Consider the following 19182-nt stretch of genomic DNA (forward strand, 5'->3'; position numbering starts at 1 on the left):
AAGATGGCGGATCCTACAACAACTAAAAATGAAAAGAAAAAAATGAAGGTCTTTCAATGGTTATTCCTTATCCTGGTTCCTTTAGTATTAGCTATTGTCATTTTATTCATTGTATTATCAATGCTCGGGATGGATCCTATTGGAAGAACAAAAGAATTTGCTAACTCAATCCCTGTCGTTAGTAATTGGATTACAACTGATGAAGAAGCTGAAATTGAACGAAAGCAACGTCAATATGAGAATAAAATTGATAGCCTTGAAGAGGAACTAGCTGCAATGGAAAGTGATTTGAGTTCAAAAAAATCTGAAATTGACCAGTTAAATCAAGAAATTGTCAGATTAACTGCTCAGATTGAAAACACTATTGAAGAAGACGGTGAAGAAGAAAGTGAAGTCGAAAATTTAGCGAAGCTCATTGAAAGTTATGATGAGATGAATCCAGCAAACGCAGCAGTGATCTTATCTAATTCATCAAGTCAAGTTGCTTTAGCGATCTTACAAGAAATTGATGATGCACATCGAGCAGCTATATTAAGCGCAATGGACCCTGAACAAGCAGCAACATTTACTGAACAATTACTAGATTGATTTAATTGAAAGGAGGTGAAATAGTGAATATCAACTCATTACTTTTTAATCCGCCCACCCCATCTGTTGATGCCATTCGTGCTAAAGTGACAGTGGATCGTAAACAGGCAAACATATCATTTGGACAACTACTTGGCTCTTCTACCATGTCGTCTGAAATACTTACAACTAAAGAAGGTTTGGAAACTGAAGCGTCAGATAGTGATAAATGGAGTGAATTTATTCAATCTTTGGAAGAAGAGGAACTTGATCATCTTTTCGCTTGGTTTCAAGAAAAAACGGGTGAAACGATTACTGATATAGAAGGTGTTGTTGAGGCGGCTAAATTAGTCGAAGAACAGGCTGAAGAAATTGATGATGATCTCGTTAACCAATTTGTTTCCTTATGGATACCAGAACAACCTGTTTCCAGCCCTCCAACTGAAGTCGATTTGAACATGATCTTTAGTGGTTTAGAAGGCGTGAGTGATCTTAAGATTGATTCCTCTTCGTTAAAGAATTCAATTGAGCAATTGATTAGTCAATTTGATGAGCTTAGTCAAGATGAAGCAAAGCAATTGCTTGTGTTGTTGAAGCAGTGGACAAGTGTTGGTCAAAACGATGCGACGTTAACAAATCAATTTATCAATGATAATGAGCACAAACCTCATTTCAAAGCTTTTTTACAAGTGCTTAATAATTATCAAAACAAAGAAGTATTAAGTCAAAGAACAACTTATCAAGCAGATACAACAGTAACTTCAGAAGACGTTATGAAGTGGGTCAAATCAGCCGTTGCAAGACATAACAATCCTGCTAACGAACAGTCATCAAGTTTTGGAGCGTTATTTAACCAACAGCAAGGATTCTCAGCAATTGAACAATTGACGTTGCACTTAAATAGTCAGACAGAAACGGTTGATCAATTATCTGAACAATTAATGGCTAAGTTAGAAGAAGCACTTGAACAAAGTACATTCTTACAAGGGAAAAACGGGACCAACCAGTTGCTCGTTAGGTTGGCACCTGAATCATTAGGGAATATTGTGGTTGAGTTAACAGAAGTGGATGGGGAAATGTTGGTTAAATTAACAGCATCTTCTCAAATGGCTAAAGAAGCTTTAGAAGCTAACATAAGAGAACTTCGTCATATGTTTTCACCTCAAAATGTTGTGGTTGAAAAACAAGAAGATTCAGCACTAATATTTGAGCATCAATCACCACTCGATCATTTTAATGATGAGCAAGAGTCCCATAAGCATGACCAAGAAGCGACTATGGATCAGCAAGACCAGCAAGAGGAGCCAGAGATGAGCTTCGAAGATATTCTTTTCAATGAAAGGGTGTAAAGTATGACATCTATTGATCCGTCTTATTATTTGAAAAATCAACCGAGAAGTACACCAAGTGGCGAGTTAGGTAAAGAGGAATTCTTGAAGATATTAATGGCTCAAATCCAAAATCAAGATCCACTAGATCCAATGGATGATCGAGAGTTTATTGCACAAATGACAACATTCTCTCAACTTGAGCAAATGCTTAATATGAATACTTCAATCTCAAAATTGGTTGATAATCAAATGATGTCACCTGTGATTCAATATAGCCATCTAATTGGTAAAGAAGTACAGTATTATGCCCTCGATGATGAGACAGGTAAAATCATTGAACCGAAGGAGCTAGCAACAAGCACGGTGGTTGCGATCAGTGAGCGCGAAGGGTATGCTGTTATCGAATTAGAAAACGACCAAAAAATATATACAGATGAAATTTTACGTATTAATGAACCTTCTGTAGATTAGGGGGGATCAAATGGATCATCGGATTCAACATATACCGAGCCAAGCGTTACTATCCAATACACGATCACAACATGTAAAACCAAAGTCGCGTGGTGAATCATTTAAAACTTTATTTAACCAAGCACAATCCGCGCTAAAGATAAGTAAACATGCGCAAGAACGATTAACCGAACGTGGTATTGATATTTCAGACGCTAAATGGCAGGAAATTGCCAAACACGTTTCAGAAGCAAAAACCAAAGGGATTACCGACTCACTCGTGATTACAGAAGAAGCAACTTTACTTGTCAGCGCTAAAAATAATACCGTTGTAACTGCAATGAATCGCAACGAAGCGCAAAGTCGGATTTTCAATAATATTAATGGAACCATCATTTTAGATTAAGGCTGGACCGTCATAGGAGGCCGTTGACACTGTTGATTGAAAGAGACAGTAGTCTTTATAAGGAGGAATCGTTAAATGTTACGTTCAATGTACTCAGGTATTGCAGGTATGAGAGGATTTCAAACGCAATTAGATGTTGTTGGTAATAACATTGCCAATGTCAACACTGTAGGCTTCAAAAAGGGGCGTACGACATTTCAAGATATGATGAGTCAAACCGTGTCAGGTGCATCTGCACCAACAGCTATTCGTGGTGGGATTAACGCACAACAAGTAGGTTTAGGCTCTCAAATTGGTTCGATTGATAATATCCATACACAAGGTAACCGTCAAACAACTAACCGTGCCCTTGATCTGGCACTTGAAGGCGATGGTATGTTTGTGTTTGGAACGGATTTAGTAGACGGTGGTGCCGGCATTGATTTACAAGGAAGTCAATTGTTGTATTCACGTGCAGGAAACCTTTATTTAGATGATGAAGGTTACATCGTTAATGCAAATGGTCAATATTTAATTGGTCATGATAATGATGGTAACCCATCACGAATTAACTTACCTGAAAACATTGGTAGCTTCAGTATTCAAGGTAATGGTGTGGTTAATTACATTGATGAAGATGGTGAAACACAATCAGCCGGTCAAATTATGTTAGCGAGTTTCTCAAATCCGGGTGGTTTAGAGAAAGTCGGTTCAAATATGTATCGTTCTACTGTTAATGATGGCATGATTATGGACGGTGGAGTCGTGCAGTTAATTGCACCAGAATCAGAAGGGACAGCCGGCATCGTTTCCGGAGCACTTGAAATGTCAAATGTCGATTTGGCTGAAGAATTTACTGACATGATTGTTGCACAACGTGGATTCCAAGCCAATACACGTATTATTACAACTTCAGACGAGATTCTGCAAGAATTGGTCAACCTTAAACGATAGATAGGAGGAGGGAGCAAGTTCACTAACTTGCTCCTACCATAACATTATGATCGAACTAACAAACTTTAAAGGTGAGACGTTTACATTAAATGCATACTACATCGAGCGCATTCAATCCTTTCCAGACACGACCATAACATTAGTGAATGGGAAAAAAATGGTTGTTAGAGAAACCGAAAAAGAAGTCAGAGAGCTATCTATACAATTTTATCAAGCAGCTGGGATAAATCGCTGGCAAGAAAAAGTGGGTGAACATAGTGAATAGTAAAGTGTTTAAAATTATATTGGCTGTATTAGCTATTATAGCTATCTCAGGCATGGGTGCAATCATCTTTATTTTAGTGAATGAAGATGACCCAGATCGCGAATTAACCATCGATGAACAGGTTGAGTATTCATACACAACTGAACAAATAAGTGTTGATTTGCTAGATGGGCGATTTGTTCAACTTCAATTTAACCTCATTACGAACAATAGCGATGCAAGAGAAGAAGTAGAAAAGCGTCAGTTTCAATTTAACAATATTTTAATTAAAGAATCAGTTGACATGACATCAGATGATCTTCAAGCAGGTTTGTCAGAATTAGAAACGAATTTAAAAAATGAAATGAATGAATTAATGGAAGAAGGGGAAATTACCGACATTTACATTGTGGGTAAAATTGTACAGTAATTTAGCTCCTTAATGGGAGGTGAGAGCAATGGCAGAAGAGGTTTTGTCCCAAAATGAAATTGATGCGCTATTATCAGCACTGTCATCAGGCGAAATGGATGCTAATCAATTGAAGCAAGAAGAACAGGATAAGAAGGTTCGGGTTTATGACTTTAAACGCGCACTTCGTTTTTCGAAAGATCAGATTCGTAGTATTTCCAGAATTAACGAAAATTACGCTAGATTGTTAACAACATACTTTTCAGCACAGTTACGTACTTATGTACATATTTCTGTTGCTTCTGTTGATCAGATTCCATACGAAGAATTTGTTAGATCTGTACCGACCATGACTGTTTTGAACATATTCAGTATGGCACCGTTAGATGGTCGAATTATATTTGAAATCAATCCAAACATTGCTTATGCAATGCTAGATCGCATTCTTGGAGGAAAAGGAACGAGTTTAAACAAAATTGAGAACTTGACTGAAATTGAGTCAACAATTATGACTAATTTATTTGAAAAATCGTTAGATAATTTGCGTGATGCATGGGCATCTGTTGCAGAAATCGATCCAATGTTAGAAGAATTTGAGGTCAATCCACAATTTTTACAACTGGTTTCTCCTAATGAAACAGTAGTTGTTGTTTCATTAAATACAACCATAGGCGAAAGTAGTGGCATGATCAATATATGTATTCCACATGTTGTGTTAGAGCCAATTATGCCTCGTTTGTCTGTACACTATTGGATGCAGACGGAAACACAAAAAGAAAGAAAGCCTGAAGAGTATGAAAACTTGACCAAGAATATTGAAGCGACTGATATAGATTTACAAGTAGTTCTTGGTAAAACCAACATATCGGTACATGATTTATTAGCATTACAGGCTGGAGATGTATTAAATTTAAATCAATCGATTGATGAACCGTTAATTATGCAATCTGATGATGAGTCACTTTATTATGTTCAACCTGGACATAAGCGAAATAAGGTTGCTGTACAAATATTAGAAGAAATTAAAGGGGGGTCCCCAGATGATGAATGATGGTATGCTTTCTCAAGATGAGATTGATGCATTGTTAAATACGGATGAAGAAGGTCAAGATGAAGTTGTGGAAAATGGTGAAGGTCAAGATGACGACATTACCACAATTATGTCAGATCTAGAACGAGATGCTTTAGGGGAAATCGGTAATATTTCTTTTGGTAGTTCTGCTACAACCCTATCAACTTTACTTAACCAAAAGGTTGATATTACAACACCAACCATTTCCGTTATTCGCCGTAATGAACTAGAGGATGAATTTCCACATCCACATGTAGGGGTTGAAGTTGAATATACAGAAGGCTTTGAAGGTGTTAATTTATTTGTAATCAAATCAAATGATGCTGCAATTATTGCAGACTTAATGCTTGGTGGTGATGGTCAAACAGAAGCTACAGAGTTAAGTGATATCCACATGAGTGCTGTCCAAGAAGCAATGAATCAAATGATGGGCACGGCTGCAACAAGCATGTCAACTGTATTTTCTAAAAGAGTTGATATCTCCCCACCATCTACAATGATGATTGATGTGAAAGATGAATCAAGTGAGCAACACATTCCAGGGGATGACATCTTAATTCAAGTTAGTTTTCAACTCAAAATCGGTGACCTCATTGATTCGAAAATAATGCAACTACTCCCTACACATTTTGCTAAAGAAATGGTGGACGGTCTATTGAATGCACCAACTGAAAAAGTCGATAAACAAGAAACGAAAAAAGTGGAGAAACCAATGAATTCAACACAAAATCAAGAAGTAAGTCAGAATACGGAGAAAGTTAATCGTGAACCTCGTAATATTGGGGAACCAGCACAAGCTGGAGCTGACGTACAAAATGCTTCATTTTCAAGTTTTGAAGAGGTAAATTTGCCTGAAACAGAAAAACGCAACTTAGATATGCTGTTAGATATACCGTTGCAAGTAACGGTTGAACTTGGAAGAACTAAGCGTGCAGTTAAAGATATTTTAGAGCTATCATCAGGATCGATTCTAGAGTTAGATAAACTGGCGGGTGAACCTGTTGATATCCATGTTAACAACAAACTAATTGCACAAGGTGAGGTTGTTGTTATCGATGAAAATTTCGGGGTGCGAGTTACTGATATTGTCAGTCAGTCAGATCGATTGAAAAAGTTAAAGTAAAAGTTAAGGAGGAAATAGGATGGCACACTCAGTATTAATTGTTGATGATGCAGCGTTTATGAGAATGATGATCAAAGATATTTTAACAAAAAATGGTTTTAACGTGGTAGGAGAAGCACAAGATGGTCAGCAAGCAGTCGAAAAGTTTACAGAGTTAAAACCAGACCTTGTTACATTAGACATTACGATGCCAGAAAAGGATGGAATAACGGCTCTTAAGGAAATGAAAGAAATTGAGCCTAACGCAACGATCATTATGTGTTCAGCCATGGGTCAGCAAGCAATGGTAATTGATGCTATCCAAGCAGGGGCAAAAGATTTTGTTGTAAAGCCGTTTCAAGCTGAACGTGTTATTGAGGCAATTAATAAAGCATTGGACTGATTGAATGAAAAAGATTGTTATACTAACCCTATTGCTTTTTCTAATGACGCATATAGAACCGACTTTAGCTAATGCAGATAATGATTCAGTATCAGATTTTTTTAACCAAGAACAACTTGAATCGCCAGAACCAGATCAACAAGATCAACCTATTGTTGATCAAGGTGATGAAGAGATCACGACACAATTGACGAACAATCAAACCAATATAGTGGTGTTAATTTTTCAAATTATTATTGCACTCGCTCTAATTATTGGATTGATCTACGCGTTGTTAAAATTCTTTAATCGCTCGGGCCGTTTTAGTAAACAAGGCGACAGTTTGGAAAGCTTAGGTGGGCTTTCTTTAGGGACTAGCAAATCTGTTCAGCTGATTAAAATTGGGACAAAAGTGTATTTAGTTGGTGTAGGGGATGATGTTTCATTATTGACAGAGATAACTGATGAAGAAGTTAGACAACAGTTAATTGACCAGAAGTATACTGATCGATCGACTCAAATTCCTTTTTTAAATCAAATTAAATTTAAATCGTTACAGAAAAGTAGAAATCAACAAGATAATGATGAAAGTTCAAGTGAAGATACAGCTTTTGCTTCGTTGTTTAAGGGAGAACTTGATGCTATGAAGAAAAAAAGAGCAGAAATTAGAGCGAATTATAAGGAAGAAGAATAATTATGAATGATTTTATTGATATCTTTTCTGGGACAGATCCTGAAGCTGTATCAACTTCAGTTCAATTACTTTTACTGTTAACGATTTTCTCACTTGCGCCAAGTATCTTAATATTAATGACAAGTTTCACCCGAATTATTATTGTGCTATCTTTTACAAGAACATCATTAGCGACGCAACAAATGCCACCTAATCAAGTCTTGGTTGGAATTGCACTATTTTTAACTTTTTTTGTCATGGCACCAACGTTTCAAGAAATTAATCAACAAGCCTTGTCACCATTAATGAATGAAGAAATTAGTTTAGAAGAAGCTTATGATCAAGCAAGTGCGCCAATTAAAAGCTTTATGGCAGACCATACGCGTCAAAGAGATCTTGCTTTATTTCTAGACTATACTGATACAGAAAACATTGAATCGATTGATGATATTCCGTTAACTGTACTCGTTCCTGCTTTTGCTATTAGCGAATTGAAGACAGCTTTTACGATGGGTTTTTTGATATTTATACCTTTTCTCGTCATTGATATGACAGTGGCTAGTATTTTGATGTCAATGGGTATGATGATGCTACCACCTGTTATGATATCATTACCGTTTAAAGTATTACTATTTGTTATGGTGGATGGTTGGTATCTGATAACAGAATCATTATTATCAGGATTTAATTAGTGAGAAGGAGAATGTAGTGATGAGTGGAGAATTAGTTATAACACTTGCTGAACGTGGCATACTTACTGTTTTAATGGTAGCAGGTCCCCTATTAATTTTAGCATTGGGTGTAGGTTTGCTTGTTAGTATTTTTCAAGCGACTACTCAAATCCAAGAACAAACATTAGCATTTATCCCGAAAATTGTTGCTGTATTAATGGGTCTTGTCTTTTTTGGACCATGGATGCTTACGAGGGTGATCGAGTTTACAGCTAGTATACTGCAGAATCTCAATCAATATGTAGGTTAAGCAATGTTAACATTAATAGACTTGAATCTTTTACCTGCTTTTCTACTCATCTTGGCTCGAATCATTGCATTCATTGCTACAGTTCCAATTTTTTCTTATCGAAATATCCCCAATACATTTAAAATTGGCATAGCTATTTTTATGAGTTGGATTTTATTGTTTACAATTGATATTCCAGATATTTCGCTTGATTTATCTTTTGTACTGCTTGTTTTTAAAGAAGCTTTTGTTGGAATGATTTTGGGGATGGTCGCTTATGTGATTTTGACTGTCGTTCAAATCGCAGGTGGATTTATTGATTTCCAAATGGGATTTGCAATTGCTAATATTATTGATCCTCAAACAGGGGCGCAAAGCCCAGTGATTGGCCAATATTTCTATACGTTTGCTATATTGTTTTTACTGGCTGTAGATGGTCATCACTTACTCATTAATGGTGCTTTTTATAGCTTTGAACTCATAGCGATTGATCAATTTATCAATATAGGATCAGAAAGCTATATATTAACCGTGTTAACTATGTTTAACCAAATGTTTTTAATTGCTTTCCAGATGGCCATTCCGATTGTAGGCTGCTTATTTTTAGTAGATGTAGCTTTAGGGATTATTGCACGAACCGTTCCTCAACTGAATGTTTTTGTTGTTGGTATTCCATTAAAGATTACGGTTTCGTTGTTTGTGATTAGTATGTTTATTGTTCTGTATATGGGACTTGTTAGAAGTCTTTTTGGTTATATTATTGAAATGATGCATGTATTTATGCAAGTGCTAGGAGGGGTGTAGTCATGCAATGGCTTGCTTTAGATCTACAGTTTTTTTCCGGGGAAAAAACAGAAAAAGCTACACCTAAGAAACGTCAAGATACAAGAAAAAAGGGGCAAGTTAGCAAAAGTCAAGATGTAAACACTGCTGTACTACTCTTTTTTATGTTTATCGTTTTTATCATTATTGGTCCTTTTTGGAAGGAGCGTTTTACAGGCCTGTATCAGCAAATTTTCACTGAATACATGCTCTGGGAGTTAACTCCTGATCATTTGCGCATCATATTTATTGATATCATTACTTATATGGGATTTACGATTGCTCCAGTTATGGGTATTGCTATTATAGCTGGACTTGTTTCAAATTTAATGCAGATTGGTTTTTTATTTACGACAGAACCATTACAAATGAAGCTGGACAAATTAAATCCAATCTCAGGAGCAAAAAAGATTTTTTCAATTCGAGCAATAGTTGAATTGGTCAAATCAATTTTAAAAATTACTGTGGTTGCAACGGTCACGTTCTCAATATTATGGATGAATAAAGATGAGATGATGATGTTGGCCCACGGAAACCTTGATGGAGCGTTATCTTTTTTTGGTTCTACAGTAACATTAATGGGAATTTCAGCATCGCTAGCTTTACTTGTCCTATCGGTTATTGATTATATGTATCAACGTTTTGATTACGAAAAGAATATTCGAATGTCGAAACAAGATATCAAAGATGAGTATAAGAATATTGAAGGAGATCCTTTGATTAAATCTAAAATTAAAGAACGTCAGCGTCAGATGGCAATGCGCCGTATGATGAGTGAAATACCAAACGCTGATGTAGTTATTACGAATCCTACTCACTACGCTGTAGCGATTAAATATGATGAATCAAAAGCAGATGCTCCTTATGTTGTTGCTAAAGGCGTCGATTATGTAGCATTTAAAATACGTGATATAGCCAAAAATAATAAAGTGGCAATTGTAGAAAATCGTCCTTTAGCAAGAGCATTATATGCCGAAGTTGAGATTGGCCAAGCTATTAATGAATCGTTTTATCAAGCTGTAGCTGAAGTTTTGGCTTATGTCTATCAAATTGAACAAAAAGCTTAACACAGCTTGTAAGGAGAGGGAATAATGAAGGCAAAAGATCTATCCGTACTATTATTTGTAATCACAATTATTATTATGCTAATCATCCCGTTACCTGGTTGGTTATTAAGTATTTTAATATTGACAAATATATCCTTGGCTTTAATTGTTATTTTAGTTGCCATGAATACAACTGAACCATTGCAATTTTCAATTTTACCTTCGTTATTACTACTTTTAACATTGTTTCGATTAGGTTTGAATGTTTCTACTACGCGTTCAATTTTAGGTGAAGCAGACGCTGGGAATGTAGTGGATACATTTGGAACTTTCGTTATTGGTGATAGTCCACTTGTAGGTTTCGTTGTGTTTGCAATTTTAATTATTATCCAATTTCTTGTTATAACGAAAGGTAGTGAACGTGTTTCTGAGGTAGGTGCACGATTCACCTTAGATGCAATGCCTGGTAAGCAAATGAGTATTGATGCTGATTTAAATGCAGGATTAATAAATGAACAACAGGCTAAAGAACGTCGACAAAAAATTGAGCGAGAAGCCGATTTCTATGGAGCGATGGACGGTGCCAGTAAGTTTGTAAAAGGGGATGCCATTGCTGGTATTGTTATTGTACTTATAAATATCATTTTCGGGCTTGTCATCGGCATGCTTCAATTAGGAATGAGCTTTGAAGAGGCTATATCTACCTACATGCAATTGACAGTTGGGGATGGGTTGGTAAGTCAAATTCCAGCATTATTAATTTCAACTGCTACGGGTATCATTGTTACACGTGCCGCATCAGAAGGTAACTTAAGCAGTGATGTAACGGGACAATTGCTTCAGTATCCAAAGTTGCTTTATATTGCCGGGGGTACTATATTCCTGTTCGGTTTAACACCTATTAATTTTTGGTTAACGACAGCAATAGCTGGGACATTAATTTTTGGTGGTTTATTATTAGAACGGCCTGCAAAAAATATAGAAGTTGATCACGCTTTGGAAGAGGAAGAAGAATCAAGTAGCCAGATGAAATCCCAAGAAAATGTAGTCGATCTAATTAGTATGGATCCAATTGAATTTGAATTTGGTTATGCGTTGATCCCACTGGTTGATGCAAGTCAAGGTGGCGACCTTATGGACCGAATCGTTATGATTAGAAGACAATTAGCCATTGAATTTGGCATTGTTATTCCCGTTGTAAGAATTCGTGACAATATTCAACTACCTCCGAATGCTTATCAACTTAAAATAAAGGGTAATGAAGTAGCACAAGGTGAATTAATGTTGGACCATTATTTAGCGATGACCCCTGGGATAGATGACGATGATCTTGATGGGATCGAGACAAAGGAACCTGCTTTTGGCCTACCAGCAAAGTGGATTACGGAAGAAGTGAAAGATGATGCTGAACTGGCAGGTTATACAGTTGTTGACCCTCCGTCTGTCGTTTCTACACATATAACAGAAGTTATTAAAAAACATGCACATTTACTATTAGGGCGTCAGGAGACTAAACAATTAATTGATCATTTAAAAGAATCCTATCCAATCTTAGTCGAAGAGGTTACACCAGAACCGTTAAATGTTGGAGATGTTCAAAAGGTTCTTGCTAAGTTATTACGCGAACAAGTATCTGTCAGAAATTTACCTGTTATTTTTGAGACATTAGCAGATTTCGGAAAAATGACAAATGATCCTGAATTACTTGGTGAATATGCAAGACAAGCATTAGCATCACAGATCACAAAGCAGTATACGGAAGGCTCCAAATCATTAAGGGTCATTACCGTAGCTGGAGAAGTAGAACAAATGATTGCTGATCACGTTCAACAAACAGAGCATGGAAATTATTTAGCATTAGATCCTGATACCCAACAGCGAATTATTCGTTCAGTAACAGAGAAGGTGGAACAGGTATCCTTACAAGAAGAAATCCCAATTATATTATGTTCGCCAACTATTAGAATGTATATGAAGCAACTGCTAGATCGCTTCTTTCCACATGTTGTGGTGTTGTCTTATAATGAATTAGAACCAAATCTAGATGTTCAAAGTGTTGGGGTGGTGAACGCCGGATGAAAGTGAAAAAATATGTGGCAGCGACAATGCCTGAAGTGATGCAAAAAGTAAGAAAGGAATTAGGAAGTGATGCTGTTATTCTTAATTCTAAAGTGATTTATACCGGAGGGTTTCTTGGGTTATTTAAAAAAAGAAATATTGAGGTGGTAGCAGCCATTGAACCTGAACCTGTTAGAAGGTCTCCAAATCATACGGTTAAGTCACCAGTCAAACACCATTTCAAAATAGAAAAGGAAACAAAGGATAAAGAGCAAAAGATTGTCCTGGAAGAGTTAAGGTCACTAAGGAAATGGATGGAATCAAAATCAGAAGATGATCAGCCAGTTTTCTCGGCGGCCTTTGAATCCGTCCGTGACCATTTGTTAGCCCAAGAAGTAGACCAAACGATTACCGATCAATTATTAAAAACCGTCTATGAACAAGTGAATCGTGACGATTTAACTTATCAAGAGGCGAAGCAGTCAGTCGAATCACATCTGGTATCTTTTTTTGCAAATTATGAATGTGGGGCTATCACTTATGAAAAAAGATTTGTTCACCTCGTCGGTCCTACAGGGGTGGGTAAAACAACAACCATTGCTAAGCTCGCTGCAAACAGCATGATCAAGGACGGAAAAAAAGTAGCGCTTATTACGACAGATACCTATCGAATCGCAGCAATTGAACAGTTAAAAACGTATTCGAAAATTTTAGATATCCCATTAGAAATTGCTTATACGATGGAAGATTACCAAAAAGCCAGGTTGAAATTTCAACATTATGATGTTGTTTTTGTTGATACAGCGGGGAGAAACTTCCGTGATCCAAAGTATGTCGCAGAACTTGGACAAATTGTAGATTTAGAACATGATATTGAGACTTACTTGGTTCTCTCTTTGACAGCTAAATCGAACGATCTAGTCTCCATATTCAAGCAATTTCACGCCATTCCATTGAAAAAGCTTATTTTCACAAAGACCGATGAAACGATGTCTTATGGTGCAATTTTGAACTTAATCAGCCATTATCAAATAGGTATTGCCTATTTAACACATGGTCAGGATGTACCAGATGATATTAAAGAAGCTGAACCGGGGATGTTAGTAGAGCTGTTAATGGGGTCACATGATGAAAATGTATAATGATCAAGCTGCAAATCTTCGTAAAAAGATGGAAAAGCGAAGTTCAAATAAACAAGCTAAAACAATTGCTGTTGTAAGTGGAAAAGGTGGCGTCGGAAAATCAAATTTCACATTGAATTTTGCTCTTAGCTTAGCTCAAAAGGAAAAAGCCGTACTGATTGTTGATCTTGATATAGGTATGGGAAATATTGATATTCTGCTTGGTTTACAAGCTAAGCAATCGATTGTTCAAATGTATGAGAATAATCTTTCTATTCATGATATTATAGAAACAGGCCCACATGCTCTTGCTTATATTGCAGCTGGTTCCGGACTTTCAGAAGTGTTTAGCATGAGCGATGAGAAATTTAATTATTTCTTAGAACAATTTGACCAAATCACTCATGATTATGATTATATCTTTTTTGATATGGGAGCTGGGGCGACACATGATAGCTTATTTTATATATTAGCTGCTGATCAATGTTTTGTTGTAACGACACCTGAGCCTACTGCAATGATGGATGCTTACGCTATGGTTAAGCATATTTATTTAAGAAATCCAGAACTACCCTTTTATTTAGTTGTTAATCGAAGTGAATCTTTTAAAGATGGTAAGATGATTATGAAAAGACTTCAAAAAGTTATTGAACAATTTTTATCTAAATCGGTTACACCTTTAGGTATTATTCCCTATGATAAGGTGATTTCAAGGGCTGTTGTTCAACAAATTCCGTTTACGTTATTTGATTCACGTGCTCAAGCCTCAAAAGCTGTTAATCAAATCGCTACTCAATACTTGACGAATTCAATCAATATAAATAAGAAAACGACATCAACATTTATAACAAAATTAAAGAAATTCATGACAGAAAGGTAGGGCAATATGGATAAAGTAAAGGTACTCGTTGTCGATGACTCTGCATTTATGCGCAAAATGATTTCTAACATATTGGAATCGCATATAAAGATAGAAGTCGTAGGAACCGCTCGGAATGGTCAAGATGCACTAGATAAGATAGATACATTACACCCTGATGTGGTCACTTTAGATATAGAAATGCCTGTAATGGACGGCTTAACCGCTTTATCCCATATTATGAAAAATAAACAGCGCCCTGTTATCATGCTTTCTAGCTTAACTAAAGAAGGTGCTGATAAAACGCTTGAGTCAATGGAATTAGGTGCAGTGGACTTTGTTACTAAGCCTTCTGGGTCTATTTCTCTAAACATTAAGGAAAAAGAAGCCGAAATTATAAGTAAGGTCTTACAAGCCGCTCATGTTAAAGTTACATCTATTAAACCTAAAAGTTATCATTCTCCTGTTATTCAATCATTTAATAGGGATAGAAAACAACGATCTAAGTTAAATGGTACGGATAATTTTATTATAGCTATAGGTACATCGACCGGGGGACCTCGCGCCCTTCAGCAAGTAGTAACCCGATTACCGGCAGATATACCTGCGCCTGTTGTTATTGTCCAACACATGCCAGCTGGTTTCACCAAATCATTGGCTAATCGTTTAAATAATTTATCCCATATATCTGTAAGAGAAGTAACTGATGGTGAGTGGTTGGAAAAGGGGACAGCTTATATTGCGCCAGGTGGCTATCAATTTAGGGTGGTGGAGTCATCAATGGGTTTGAAAGCTAAAGTGACAAAAGAAGAGAATAGAAATGGTCATCAACCGTCTGTTGATGTATTATTTGAATCTTTAGCTGAATTGAACAAGCAACAGCTATTAAGTGTTATCATGACCGGCATGGGGACTGATGGGGCGAATGGAATTATTAAGATGAAAGAAAAGAAAAGTAATACGATCGTTGTATCTGAAGCTAAGGAAACTTGTGTCGTCTATGGCATGCCCCAAGCTGCTGAAAAGACTAAATTGGTAGACTTTGTCGTTGAACTTCCAAGTATTGCAGATACAATTGTCAATCAACTGAAAGTCAGAGGTGAATAGCATGGAAATGAATGAGTACTTAGATGTATTTATTGAAGAGAGTAAAGAACATATTCAGTCCTTGAATGATCAATTATTACTGCTTGAAAAAGATCCGGAAAATCTGGATATTGTTAGTGAAATCTTTCGATCAGCTCATACATTAAAAGGTATGTCGGCAACAATGGGTTTTCAAGACCTCGCTGAGTTAACTCACATAATGGAAAATGTACTTGATGCTGTAAGGAATCATCAGTTGACATTAACACCTGAAATTATTGATGTTGTTTTCAATGCTGTTGATGCACTTGAGTCAATGGTTCTTGATATTATCGATGGTGGTGAAGGAAAGAAGGATGTATCAGACTTAATTAAGCAACTAGAAGCTATAGAAAATGGTGAATTAGTTGGAGAAACCAAGTCAGTTCATCCAGCAACAAGCTCAATCAATACGACGATTAATGTTAATCAGGACCTAGACCAATTTGAATTAGCTGTTTTACAGCAATCACAAGAAAAAGGTTTTAAAAACTATCAAATCACCGTTCAACTTCAAGAAACATGTTTACTTAAAGCAGCTAGAGTATACATGGTCTTTGAAATTTTGGAGCAAATTGGTGAAGTTATTAAGTCAACACCAACGGTAACTGAATTAGAAGACGAGAATTTTGAATATGACTTCTCAGTCATATTAGTAGCTAATGATACGCCAGAAGCTATTCAGCAAAAGGTGATGAAGGTATCTGAGATTGATCAAGTTCAAATTAATGAAGTAGAACTTGGCAATCAATCAACTACTGATGTCTCAGAAGAAGTAACACCTCAAAAAGGTAAAGAAGAGGATACATCGAAAAAAGAAGCTTCTAAATCTCAACTAACAAGTAAAACCATCAGAGTTAATATAGAACGTTTGGATGCACTGATGAACCTATTTGAAGAATTGGTTATCGATCGTGGTCGTCTTGAGCAAATATCCAGCTCTTTACGTGACAATGAGCTTCAAGAAACGGTTGAGCACATGTCTCGCATCTCAGGCGATCTGCAAAATATAATTCTTAACATGCGAATGGTGCCTATTGATCAAGTCTTTAATCGTTTCCCAAGAATGGTAAGACAATTAGCTAAAGATCTTGATAAGAAAATCGATTTGCAAATTTACGGTGCTGATACGGAGCTTGATCGAACGGTTATCGATGAAATTGGTGATCCATTAGTACACTTGATCCGGAACGCATTAGATCATGGAATTGAGACACCAGATGTAAGAAAACAAAAAGGGAAGCCAGAAGAAGGTATTTTAAAGCTGAATGCTTACCACAGTGGTAATCACGTTTTTATCGAGATTTCAGATAACGGTGCTGGTATTGATCGTGACAAAGTGGTTAATAAAGCAATATCAAATGGTGTTATTACGCAGGAACAAGGACAAACATACACGGATAATCAAGTTTATCAACTTATTTTAGAAAGTGGTTTCTCTACTGCTGATAAAATTTCTGATATTTCAGGACGTGGTGTAGGACTAGATGTTGTTAAGAATACGATTGAATCATTAGGTGGTTCCATTACAATTGATTCTACTTTTAATGAAGGTTCAACATTTTTAATCCAGTTACCATTAACCCTTTCAATCATTTCTGTTATGTTAACTGAAGTACAAGAAGAAAAGTATGCAATACCGTTGTCGTCAATTATTGAAACAGCTATCGTTCATAAAAAAGATATTATGCGTGCGCATAATAAACAAGTGATTGATTTTAGAGGTAAGGTGGTACCACTTGTTTCTTTACAACACGTATTCGATGTACCTGGAGAGCCAAATGACGAAGAATATTATTCTGTTGTTATTATACGTCAAGGTGACAAAATGGCTGGGCTCATTGTTGATACGTTTATTGGTCAACATGAAGTGGTGCTAAAATCTCTCGGTAATTATTTGACAGATATATTTGCAATTTCTGGTGCAACCATTCTTGGTGATGGGCAAGTAGCATTGATTGTTGATACGAATGCATTAATTAAATAACAAGGGGGAAAATGAGATGGCAGAAGTGACAACAGAGTATTTAAAGTCTATTGTCTTTCAATTAAATGATGAAGAATATGCAATGCCTGTTGATCTAGTAGGTTCAATTGAGCGTATGATGCATATTACAAGAATCCCAGGTGCAGCTCCTTTTGTCAAAGGCGTTTTAAATCTAAGAGGCGTGGTCACACCTATTATTGATTTGCGAACAAGGTTCGGATTTGAGTCAGTCGATTATTCAGAGAGTACGCGTACGATTATTATTCACCATAACAATATGGACGTTGGTCTTATTGTTGATGCGGCTTATGACGTCATTGATATACCTAAAGATCGGTTAGAACCGGCACCAGAAATAGTTGGGTCTGTTTCAATTGAGTATATTGATGGTGTAGCTAAACATGACGATCGATTATTAATTTTATTAAACATTGATAAAGTTCTAGCAGATGAAGCACTGGCAAGCAAAACAGCTTTTCAAGATAAGCAGGTGTAATCATGTCATTTATTGAATCTTTAACAGATTATCAGTTGGACGCACTTAAAGAAGTCGGTAATATAGGCTCTGGCAATGCAGCAACATCATTGTCAATGCTGTTAAATCATAAAGTGGATATGAAGGTGCCGGCAGTTCGAATCGTTGATTATAATGAAATGATGGAATTGGTCGGTGGACCCGATAAGTTAATTGCTGCAGTTTTTTTGCGTATCGAAGGAGAAGCGCCCGGTAATATGTTTTTTGTCCTTTCTCCAGAGGAAGCAGAAACTTTTGTTAAGCAAATGACGGGAAGTGAAGATTTTTCAGTGCAAGAACCCCCTTTTGATGAGATGGCCATGTCTGCATTACAAGAAATGGGGAATATATTAGCAGGCTCTTATCTTTCTGCGTTATCTGATTTTATCAATGTTTTATTGCAGCCATCTGTTCCTCTATTAACGATTGATATGGCAGGGGCAATTTTAGCTGAAGGACTATTAGAACTATCTCAAGTAAGTGACTATGCAATAATTATCGATACGATTATTGACGATCATGAAGATGAAAACAAACCGATACAAGGTCATTTCTTTTTACTACCTGATCCGGATTCATTCCCTAAAATTTTCAATAAATTAGGTATACCTGATCAGTGAACACGCTTGAAAGTAAATTGATTAAGGTAGGGATAGCTGATTTAAAATTTGCAAAATCACCGGATGTTTTGCGGACATCAGGTTTAGGATCTTGTGTTGGGGTGGTTATCTATGATGCATCAGCAAAAATAGCTGGCATGGCACACGTTATGCTTCCGGATTCTAAATCGTCAAAAAAATCAGAGCTTAATCAATTTAAATATGCAGATACTTCATTACCGATTTTAATTGACACATTGATTAAGGATGGAGCAAGGAAATTTGCCCTAAAGGCTAAAATAGCCGGTGGCGCACAAATGTTTTCGTTTAGCTCATCTAATGATATGCTTCGCGTAGGTCAACGTAATGTAGAAGCGGTAAAGACAGTGTTGAATCAATACAGAATACCTATTTTAGCAGAAGATGTTTATGGTAGCAGTGGACGGACCATTGAGTTTTCAATAGATACGACATTGTTAAATGTTCGAACCGTTAGTCAAGGAACAAAAGATATTTAAAAAA

At 36.4% G+C, this 19182-nt stretch carries 23 protein-coding genes; all 23 read left to right on the top strand.

Features of this window, described 5'->3' with window-relative positions:
- Positions 1 to 3 precede the first annotated feature (3 nt).
- The 23 genes from B494_RS0108080 (at position 4) to B494_RS0108190 (ending at position 19178) form a co-directional block, all read left to right on the top strand.
- Positions 4 to 588, top strand: a complete 585-nt coding sequence (locus tag B494_RS0108080) for a MotE family protein (protein ID WP_017471885.1) — start codon at positions 4 to 6, stop codon at positions 586 to 588.
- Between the two features lie 23 nt (positions 589 to 611).
- The gene (locus B494_RS0108085) at positions 612 to 1916 is read left to right on the top strand and encodes a flagellar hook-length control protein FliK (protein ID WP_017471886.1); all 1305 of its coding nucleotides are present in this window, start codon (positions 612 to 614) and stop codon (positions 1914 to 1916) included.
- Positions 1917 to 1919: 3 nt separating this feature from the next.
- Positions 1920 to 2369 (top strand): flagellar hook assembly protein FlgD, encoded by a 450-nt coding sequence (flgD, locus tag B494_RS0108090; RefSeq protein ID WP_017471887.1) that lies wholly within the window; start codon positions 1920 to 1922, stop codon positions 2367 to 2369.
- Positions 2370 to 2379: 10 nt separating this feature from the next.
- Positions 2380 to 2754: a TIGR02530 family flagellar biosynthesis protein gene (locus tag B494_RS0108095; protein WP_017471888.1), complete on the top strand. Its 375-nt coding sequence runs from the start codon at positions 2380 to 2382 to the stop codon at positions 2752 to 2754.
- A 75-nt stretch (positions 2755 to 2829) separates the two neighbouring features.
- Complete coding sequence (flgG, locus tag B494_RS0108100; protein WP_017471889.1) at positions 2830 to 3687, top strand: flagellar basal body rod protein FlgG; 858 nt, start codon at positions 2830 to 2832, stop codon at positions 3685 to 3687.
- Positions 3688 to 3733: 46 nt separating this feature from the next.
- Complete coding sequence (locus B494_RS0108105) at positions 3734 to 3952, top strand: flagellar FlbD family protein (protein ID WP_017471890.1); 219 nt, start codon at positions 3734 to 3736, stop codon at positions 3950 to 3952.
- A complete protein-coding gene (locus B494_RS0108110) occupies positions 3945 to 4361 on the top strand; it encodes a flagellar basal body-associated FliL family protein (protein ID WP_017471891.1) in 417 nt (138 codons plus the stop codon). The genes B494_RS0108105 and B494_RS0108110 overlap by 8 nt, the downstream gene beginning before the upstream one ends.
- Positions 4362 to 4389: 28 nt before the next feature.
- Positions 4390 to 5391 carry a flagellar motor switch protein FliM gene (gene fliM, locus B494_RS0108115; RefSeq protein WP_017471892.1) on the top strand — a complete coding sequence of 334 codons (1002 nt, stop codon included), beginning with the start codon at positions 4390 to 4392 and terminating at the stop codon, positions 5389 to 5391.
- Entirely contained in the window at positions 5381 to 6535 is a 1155-nt protein-coding gene (gene fliY, locus B494_RS0108120; RefSeq protein WP_017471893.1) for a flagellar motor switch phosphatase FliY, read from the top strand. The genes fliM and fliY overlap by 11 nt, the downstream gene beginning before the upstream one ends.
- Before the next feature lie 19 nt (positions 6536 to 6554).
- Positions 6555 to 6917: a response regulator gene (locus B494_RS0108125; RefSeq protein WP_017471894.1), complete on the top strand. Its 363-nt coding sequence runs from the start codon at positions 6555 to 6557 to the stop codon at positions 6915 to 6917.
- Positions 6918 to 6921: 4 nt separating this feature from the next.
- Positions 6922 to 7590, top strand: a complete 669-nt coding sequence (locus tag B494_RS0108130) for a flagellar biosynthetic protein FliO (protein WP_017471895.1) — start codon at positions 6922 to 6924, stop codon at positions 7588 to 7590.
- A 2-nt stretch (positions 7591 to 7592) separates the two neighbouring features.
- Complete coding sequence (fliP, locus tag B494_RS0108135) at positions 7593 to 8261, top strand: flagellar type III secretion system pore protein FliP (protein ID WP_017471896.1); 669 nt, start codon at positions 7593 to 7595, stop codon at positions 8259 to 8261.
- Positions 8262 to 8280: 19 nt separating this feature from the next.
- Positions 8281 to 8550, top strand: coding sequence for a flagellar biosynthesis protein FliQ (gene fliQ / locus B494_RS0108140; protein ID WP_017471897.1), 270 nt, complete (start codon positions 8281 to 8283; stop codon positions 8548 to 8550).
- Positions 8551 to 8553: 3 nt separating this feature from the next.
- Positions 8554 to 9333 carry a flagellar biosynthetic protein FliR gene (gene fliR / locus B494_RS0108145; protein WP_017471898.1) on the top strand — a complete coding sequence of 260 codons (780 nt, stop codon included), beginning with the start codon at positions 8554 to 8556 and terminating at the stop codon, positions 9331 to 9333.
- A gap of 2 nt (positions 9334 to 9335) precedes the next feature.
- Complete coding sequence (gene flhB / locus B494_RS0108150) at positions 9336 to 10418, top strand: flagellar biosynthesis protein FlhB (RefSeq protein ID WP_017471899.1); 1083 nt, start codon at positions 9336 to 9338, stop codon at positions 10416 to 10418.
- Between the two features lie 24 nt (positions 10419 to 10442).
- The gene (flhA, locus tag B494_RS0108155) at positions 10443 to 12476 is read left to right on the top strand and encodes a flagellar biosynthesis protein FlhA (protein ID WP_017471900.1); all 2034 of its coding nucleotides are present in this window, start codon (positions 10443 to 10445) and stop codon (positions 12474 to 12476) included.
- Positions 12473 to 13597: a flagellar biosynthesis GTPase FlhF gene (gene flhF, locus B494_RS0108160; protein ID WP_017471901.1), complete on the top strand. Its 1125-nt coding sequence runs from the start codon at positions 12473 to 12475 to the stop codon at positions 13595 to 13597. The genes flhA and flhF overlap by 4 nt, the downstream gene beginning before the upstream one ends.
- Entirely contained in the window at positions 13584 to 14456 is an 873-nt protein-coding gene (locus B494_RS0108165) for a MinD/ParA family protein (RefSeq protein ID WP_017471902.1), read from the top strand. Before flhF ends, B494_RS0108165 begins: the two co-directional genes overlap by 14 nt.
- Before the next feature lie 6 nt (positions 14457 to 14462).
- Entirely contained in the window at positions 14463 to 15542 is a 1080-nt protein-coding gene (locus tag B494_RS0108170) for a protein-glutamate methylesterase/protein-glutamine glutaminase (protein WP_017471903.1), read from the top strand.
- Between the two features lies 1 nt (position 15543).
- Positions 15544 to 17547, top strand: a complete 2004-nt coding sequence (locus tag B494_RS0108175; RefSeq protein ID WP_017471904.1) for a chemotaxis protein CheA — start codon at positions 15544 to 15546, stop codon at positions 17545 to 17547.
- Between the two features lie 16 nt (positions 17548 to 17563).
- Positions 17564 to 18043: a chemotaxis protein CheW gene (locus B494_RS0108180; RefSeq protein ID WP_017471905.1), complete on the top strand. Its 480-nt coding sequence runs from the start codon at positions 17564 to 17566 to the stop codon at positions 18041 to 18043.
- Between the two features lie 2 nt (positions 18044 to 18045).
- Positions 18046 to 18681 carry a chemotaxis protein CheC gene (locus B494_RS0108185; RefSeq protein WP_017471906.1) on the top strand — a complete coding sequence of 212 codons (636 nt, stop codon included), beginning with the start codon at positions 18046 to 18048 and terminating at the stop codon, positions 18679 to 18681.
- On the top strand, positions 18678 to 19178 hold the full coding sequence (locus B494_RS0108190; RefSeq protein WP_017471907.1) for a chemotaxis protein CheD: 501 nt from the start codon (positions 18678 to 18680) through the stop codon (positions 19176 to 19178). Before B494_RS0108185 ends, B494_RS0108190 begins: the two co-directional genes overlap by 4 nt.
- Positions 19179 to 19182: the final 4 nt, after the last annotated feature.

Origin of the sequence: Amphibacillus jilinensis Y1, assembly GCF_000306965.1 — a bacterium.
In the GTDB taxonomy this organism is placed as follows: Bacteria; Bacillota; Bacilli; order Bacillales; family Amphibacillaceae; genus Amphibacillus_C; species Amphibacillus_C jilinensis.

Excerpts from the sequence above, each read along its gene's own strand:
- B494_RS0108080 (WP_017471885.1), top strand. The coding sequence starts at position 4 with ATGGCGGATCCTACAACAACTAAAAATGAAAAGAAAAAAATGAAGGTC.
- flgD (WP_017471887.1), top strand. The coding sequence starts at position 1,920 with ATGACATCTATTGATCCGTCTTATTATTTGAAAAATCAACCGAGAAGT.
- B494_RS0108095 (WP_017471888.1), top strand. The coding sequence starts at position 2,380 with ATGGATCATCGGATTCAACATATACCGAGCCAAGCGTTACTATCCAAT.
- flgG (WP_017471889.1), top strand. The coding sequence starts at position 2,830 with ATGTTACGTTCAATGTACTCAGGTATTGCAGGTATGAGAGGATTTCAA.
- B494_RS0108105 (WP_017471890.1), top strand. The coding sequence starts at position 3,734 with ATGATCGAACTAACAAACTTTAAAGGTGAGACGTTTACATTAAATGCA.
- fliM (WP_017471892.1), top strand. The coding sequence starts at position 4,390 with ATGGCAGAAGAGGTTTTGTCCCAAAATGAAATTGATGCGCTATTATCA.
- fliY (WP_017471893.1), top strand. The coding sequence starts at position 5,381 with ATGATGAATGATGGTATGCTTTCTCAAGATGAGATTGATGCATTGTTA.
- B494_RS0108125 (WP_017471894.1), top strand. The coding sequence starts at position 6,555 with ATGGCACACTCAGTATTAATTGTTGATGATGCAGCGTTTATGAGAATG.
- B494_RS0108130 (WP_017471895.1), top strand. The coding sequence starts at position 6,922 with ATGAAAAAGATTGTTATACTAACCCTATTGCTTTTTCTAATGACGCAT.
- fliP (WP_017471896.1), top strand. The coding sequence starts at position 7,593 with ATGAATGATTTTATTGATATCTTTTCTGGGACAGATCCTGAAGCTGTA.
- fliQ (WP_017471897.1), top strand. The coding sequence starts at position 8,281 with ATGAGTGGAGAATTAGTTATAACACTTGCTGAACGTGGCATACTTACT.
- fliR (WP_017471898.1), top strand. The coding sequence starts at position 8,554 with ATGTTAACATTAATAGACTTGAATCTTTTACCTGCTTTTCTACTCATC.
- flhB (WP_017471899.1), top strand. The coding sequence starts at position 9,336 with ATGCAATGGCTTGCTTTAGATCTACAGTTTTTTTCCGGGGAAAAAACA.
- flhA (WP_017471900.1), top strand. The coding sequence starts at position 10,443 with ATGAAGGCAAAAGATCTATCCGTACTATTATTTGTAATCACAATTATT.
- flhF (WP_017471901.1), top strand. The coding sequence starts at position 12,473 with ATGAAAGTGAAAAAATATGTGGCAGCGACAATGCCTGAAGTGATGCAA.
- B494_RS0108165 (WP_017471902.1), top strand. The coding sequence starts at position 13,584 with ATGAAAATGTATAATGATCAAGCTGCAAATCTTCGTAAAAAGATGGAA.
- B494_RS0108170 (WP_017471903.1), top strand. The coding sequence starts at position 14,463 with ATGGATAAAGTAAAGGTACTCGTTGTCGATGACTCTGCATTTATGCGC.
- B494_RS0108175 (WP_017471904.1), top strand. The coding sequence starts at position 15,544 with ATGGAAATGAATGAGTACTTAGATGTATTTATTGAAGAGAGTAAAGAA.
- B494_RS0108180 (WP_017471905.1), top strand. The coding sequence starts at position 17,564 with ATGGCAGAAGTGACAACAGAGTATTTAAAGTCTATTGTCTTTCAATTA.
- B494_RS0108185 (WP_017471906.1), top strand. The coding sequence starts at position 18,046 with ATGTCATTTATTGAATCTTTAACAGATTATCAGTTGGACGCACTTAAA.